We start from the raw sequence: 4,364 nt of genomic DNA on the forward strand, positions 1-4,364 counted from the left end.
TTAGATTGTCCCTCTAAGACACGGAATCGGTGGTTAAACCACATCAACCAAGCAAGAATTTATTTCGCTTGTTTTTTTCAGGAGACAAATCAGGGAGATTAGTGAGAACATGAAGGAAGTGGTGCTGATAGGCAGATTCGAACTGCCGACCTCACCCTTACCAAGGGTGTGCTCTACCAACTGAGCCATATCAGCACATCTTGGAGCGGGCAGCGGGAATCGAACCCGCATCATCAGCTTGGAAGGCTGAGGTAATAGCCATTATACGATGCCCGCAATGAACTCGGCTACCTGAGTTATCAGCTGTTAAACTGTTCCTCAAAATTTTCTTTTAAGAAAATTTCTTGGAGATGGTGGTGGGAGAAGGATTCGAACCTTCGAAGTCTGTGACGGCAGATTTACAGTCTGCTCCCTTTGGCCGCTTGGGTATCCCACCTATCCAAATTGTTAATGGTGCCGGCACCAAGAGTCGAACTCGGGACCTACTGATTACAAGTCAGTTGCTCTACCAACTGAGCTATGCCGGCATCAAGTGCTGCGCATTCTAGGTAGAGTCGGCGCAGGTTGCAACAAAAAAATTAATTTTTTTGTTTGTTCGCTCATATTTTGTTCGCTTTTGGGCTTTTTGTTGATTTTTTAACTATTTTAAGCTTAAAACATCAACAGCAGCTGTTAACTATAGTCCATTATCATTTGGTCAGTAAAGGGAGAAAGAGGCTTAAAATTTTTTAAATTATTATTTTTTATTCGATATCACAATTTTAGCCTCTCATTTTTAGGTGTTTTTTTCATCACTCAGTATCATTTTTTCTGCCTACATCAAAAAAAACTCATAAAAAATAGAAAAAAACCTACGCCTCCCCACTTTCACTCGCTATGATGCTAGCAAATTTTATGGATACGGGTGTTTAGGCAACCTGTCCAACCTGCATAAAATAGGCAGATGTTGGTTTATGAAAAAGAAAGAAAATTTTATTACTACGCCATACTTAGAGTTTGATAGAGAACACTGGGCAACGTTACGTGATTCAGTTCCACTTACATTAACATCGAGTGAACTTCTAGAGTTAAAAGGGATTAACGAAGAACTCTCTATGGAAGATGTTATAGAGATTTATCTACCTTTATCGCGTTTATTGAATTTTTATATCAGCTCAAACTTGCGTCGTCAGGCTGTCCTAGAGCAATTCCTTGGAACTAATGGCGCAAAAGTGCCTTATATTATTGGTATAGCAGGTAGTGTAGCTGTTGGTAAGAGTACAACGGCACGTTTACTACAAGCACTACTCACTCGTTGGCCAGAACACCGTAAAGTTGACTTGATTACAACTGATGGTTTCTTACATCCTAATCAAGTATTAAAAGATAGGAATATCATGAAGAAAAAAGGGTTTCCGCAGTCTTATGATATGCGAAAACTCGTTAACTTCGTGTCGCAAATAAAGTCAGGTGCACGTAACGTTAAGGCTCCTGTTTATTCACATTTAACGTATGATATCGTTCCTGACCAAGAACAAGTAATTGATCGACCTGATATTTTAATACTCGAAGGACTGAATGTCTTACAAAGTGATATGGATTACCCGCAAGATCCTCATCATGTCTTTGTATCTGACTTTGTTGATTTTTCTATTTATGTCGATGCTGCACCTGAATTATTAAAACAATGGTATATCGGCCGGTTTCTTAAATTTAGGCAAGGTGCATTCTCAGATCCTGATTCTTATTTCCATAGCTACTCTAAATTAAGTGAAGATGAAGCTATTAATATTGCAGGGTCTATTTGGGATGAAATTAATGGATTAAATCTTGAAGAAAATATATTACCAACAAAGGAAAGAGCCAGTTTAATTATGACTAAAGGTGAGAACCATACTATTCAAAGTGTTAGATTAAGAAAGTAAATATTTATTTTGGCCGGTTTATCTCCGGCCAATAATATATTATTCGTTTGGTCTTAAGGATATTTCCCCACCAATATAGGGAATTATTTCCCCATTATCCTTTTGTAGTAATAATGCACCTTGATCATTAACACCACGCTCAATTCCTGTAATTATATCATTACCTATCAGTAGCTTAACAGGCCTATTCAGAAAATTATCTAATTTAAACCATCGCTCTAAAAATGGTTTTAGTCCTTCGTGTTCAAATATAACTAAGGATTCTCTTAATGACTTAATAATATTAGCAGATAATTCATTACGCTCTATATTTTCAACTTCATCTCTTAGTGATGACCATTCTTGTGTTATTGATTTTGAACTTTCAATGTTGTTATTATTCATACCAATGTTAATACCAACACCAATAATAATATGGGCTGCATCTCCTGTTTTACCAGTTAATTCAACAAGAATTCCTGCAAGTTTTTTATCATTCATATACAGATCATTGGGCCACTTTACTTTCACTTTTTCTTGGCTGATTCTATTTAAAACTTCAGCAATTACGATACCCACAACAAGACTTAGCCCCACTGCCGCTGCAGGTCCTTGCTCTAATTTCCAATACATTGAAAGATAAAGATTACAACCAAATGGAGATATCCACTGGCGCCCTCTTCTACCACGCCCAGCACTTTGATATTCGGCTAAGCAAGTGTCTCCTGATTTAAGCTCAGCAATACGCTCTAACATATATTGGTTTGTTGAATCGATAACTGGCTCAACAATAATATTCACACTATCAATTTGCTTTTTAATGGCTTCTTCGCTTAATAAGTTGATTTGATATGGAAGCTTATAGCCTTTTCCAGCTATTGTTTCTATGTTTAATCCCCAAGAGCGCAATGTTTTGATATGTTTATTAATTGCAGATCTTGTCATTCCTAATTGTTCACCGAGTTGTTCCCCTGAATGAACCTGAGCATCGGCTAAAATATCAATTAACTGTAAAGGAATATTAGTTTCTTTCATCGAATATAATCCATTGCATTAACTTCTCCCATTTTGCCGATAAACCTAACTTCTGGCTCTAAAATAATATCAAAGCGCTTTGCTACTGTTTGACTCACATATTTCGCCAAGTTAGCAATATCTTGCCCTGTTGCATGCTGTTTATTAATTAACACCAATGCTTGTTGAGTGTGAACAGCTGCACCACCTATTTGATAACCTTTTAAACCGCACTGGTCAATTAACCAACCTGCGGCTAATTTAATACTGCCATCTGCTTGTTCATATTGAGGGCAATTAGGATAAGCTATTTTTATGGCCTGTGCCTTTTCTGCTGAAATAACAGGATTTTTAAAGAAACTACCCGCATTGCCCGTTACTGTTGGGTCAGGTAATTTACTTCTACGTGTTTGGCATACAGAATTAAATACTTGCTCTGGTGTTACTGTATTGGGGTCAAGTTGGGCAAGATCTCCATACATAAGCTTAGGAACCCATTCTTTAGCTAATTTTAACCCAACACTGATGATGACATAGCCATATTGATACTCATGCTTAAAAATACTATCACGATAGCCAAATTGGCACTCTGAAGCTGTTAGTCGTATTACTCTGCCTGTTTCAAGTGAAAGCACATCAACATACTCACATATATCTTTCAGCTCTATACCATAAGCACCAATATTTTGAATGGGTGCAGAACCCACACAACCCGGGATTAATGCTAAATTTTCTGCACCACAAATACCTTTACTCAATAATGTTTCAAGTAATTGATGCCAATTTTCACCTGCTTGAGCATGAACATACCAATAACGGTTATCTTCTGTTATTTCTATACCCTTAAGCTGATTAATAATTACAACACCTTCAAAGTCTGCAACAAATAGAACATTACTTCCCCCCCCTAATAATAATACTGGGAGTTGCTGATTTTTAGCCTCGACCCATTGTTGGAGTAAAGATTCTTGGTTATCCACAAAAACAATTGATAATGCTTTTGCTTGAATGCCAAAGCTATTAAATGATTTAAGTTCAGACGTTAGGTTCATTACAGCCTTCAATACAAATAAAACTAGGATAGGATAAGTCTATCAGGCTGGATTAAGAGTGAATAGCAAGATTAGGAAAATAAGATAATTAGTGAGAATTGCGCTATTAATAGAATGCAAAAAGCCACCCAATGGGTGGCTTCTTTATATTTAAAACCTAGCAGTTCCCTACTCTCACATGGGGAGACCCCACACTACCATCGGCGCTACGGCGTTTCACTACTGAGTTCGGCATGGGGTCAGGTGGGACCACCGCGCTATTGCCGCTAGGTAAATTCTTTTTAAATGCTGATTATATGGTGCTGATACCCAGATTCGAACTGGGGACCTCACCCTTACCAAGGGTGTGCTCTACCAACTGAGCCATATCAGCAATATGGTGCGGTCAGTCAGTACTGACACAACCTTAAAATTT

General features: G+C 37.7%; 3 protein-coding genes, 5 tRNA genes and 1 rRNA gene. 1 reads left to right on the forward strand and 8 read right to left on the reverse strand.

The features are described 5' to 3' along the window. Positions 1–119: 119 nt before the first annotated feature. The 4 genes from PSE72_RS19760 to PSE72_RS19775 form a co-directional block, all read right to left on the reverse strand. Positions 120–195: transfer RNA gene (locus PSE72_RS19760), tRNA-Thr, on the reverse strand. A 6-nt stretch (positions 196–201) separates the two neighbouring features. Next, positions 202–276, reverse strand: a tRNA-Gly gene (locus PSE72_RS19765). A gap of 75 nt (positions 277–351) precedes the next feature. Beyond that, a tRNA-Tyr gene (locus tag PSE72_RS19770) sits at positions 352–436 on the reverse strand. 15 nt (positions 437–451) lie between these two features. Next, positions 452–527: transfer RNA gene (locus tag PSE72_RS19775), tRNA-Thr, on the reverse strand. Positions 528–953: 426 nt separating this feature from the next. Between PSE72_RS19775 and coaA the strand changes: the two genes are divergently transcribed. After that, on the forward strand, positions 954–1,904 hold the full coding sequence (gene coaA, locus PSE72_RS19780) for a type I pantothenate kinase (RefSeq protein ID WP_198642170.1): 951 nt from the start codon (positions 954–956) through the stop codon (positions 1,902–1,904). A gap of 39 nt (positions 1,905–1,943) precedes the next feature. Here coaA and birA read toward each other — a convergent pair whose 3' ends face one another. The 4 genes from birA to PSE72_RS19800 all read right to left on the reverse strand — a co-directional run bounded on the left by birA (position 1,944) and on the right by PSE72_RS19800 (position 4,322). Then, positions 1,944–2,918, reverse strand: a complete 975-nt coding sequence (gene birA, locus PSE72_RS19785; RefSeq protein ID WP_115168141.1) for a bifunctional biotin--[acetyl-CoA-carboxylase] ligase/biotin operon repressor BirA — start codon at positions 2,916–2,918, stop codon at positions 1,944–1,946. Then, complete coding sequence (gene murB, locus PSE72_RS19790; RefSeq protein WP_115168142.1) at positions 2,915–3,949, reverse strand: UDP-N-acetylmuramate dehydrogenase; 1,035 nt, start codon at positions 3,947–3,949, stop codon at positions 2,915–2,917. Before murB ends, birA begins: the two co-directional genes overlap by 4 nt. A gap of 155 nt (positions 3,950–4,104) precedes the next feature. Continuing rightward, positions 4,105–4,220: ribosomal RNA gene (gene rrf, locus PSE72_RS19795) — 5S ribosomal RNA — on the reverse strand. Positions 4,221–4,246: 26 nt separating this feature from the next. Then, a tRNA-Thr gene (locus PSE72_RS19800) sits at positions 4,247–4,322 on the reverse strand. Positions 4,323–4,364 lie beyond the last annotated feature (42 nt).

It is taken from the genome of Providencia sp. PROV116 (assembly GCF_028482485.1).
In the GTDB taxonomy this organism is placed as follows: domain Bacteria; phylum Pseudomonadota; class Gammaproteobacteria; order Enterobacterales; family Enterobacteriaceae; genus Providencia; species Providencia rettgeri.